The sequence below is a fragment of the Limnohabitans sp. 2KL-17 genome (assembly GCF_003063415.1).
Classification (GTDB): Bacteria; Pseudomonadota; Gammaproteobacteria; order Burkholderiales; family Burkholderiaceae_C; genus Limnohabitans_A.
In genome coordinates this window covers 1-635 of the sequence record NZ_NESK01000104.1, presented here as the reverse complement: position 1 = coordinate 635, position 635 = coordinate 1, and the positions used below count along the sequence as shown (strand labels likewise).

1 protein-coding gene is annotated in these 635 nt (G+C 58.7%); it reads left to right on the top strand.

Translation table 11 applies throughout. The features are described from left to right. Window positions 1–271: transposase (locus B9Z45_RS16795; RefSeq protein ID WP_146180911.1), on the top strand; the 271-nt coding region annotated here is incomplete at its 5' end. Between the last annotated feature and the right edge of the window lie 364 nt (window positions 272–635).

Genomic DNA, 635 nt, shown 5'->3' with positions numbered 1-635 from the left:
GAAGGCACTGATCGCATCCAAGGCACCACATGCGAACGACTTCACCAACCAGCGGGTGCGCAAGGGAGGTGAGGTTGACCCGGCCCTGCGCTCGAAGAATCGCAACAAGTCCAAGGTACGCGCCCGGGTGGAGCACGTCTTCGCAGTGGTCAAGCGGCTGTGGGGCTTCACCAAGGTGCGCTATCGCGGCCTGGCCAAGAACGCCACGCGCTCGTTCGTGGCCTTGGGTCTGGCCAACATCTACTTAGCGCGTGGACGCCGCATGGCATGAGTGCGTCTTCAGAGCGCGCAATGCGCGTGTCTGGCGTGAAAAGGCCAGAAATACGGGCCGAAATTGGGCCGCTTCGCCCATCACATCTCGCATCATGCAATCAACTAGCAACATATCGCTGAATTCGGTGGCTTGTTCAGCGTAGCCTTAGGCTCGATCACTTCGGTCGCACTCCTGAAACCATCGATCGCCGTCGGAAAGCCGCAATACACGGTGGCGTGCAGTGAAGTGGACCCAAAAGTCAGGACAGCCTTGATGGCAGTTTAAGTTGCACTCAACTTCTCGCAGCTGGTCGGCGCTGCCCCGCTTTTTGCCTTTTGTATTGCAGGCTCAATCTCAATCCTGACTTCCCCGGCCGCAGTCG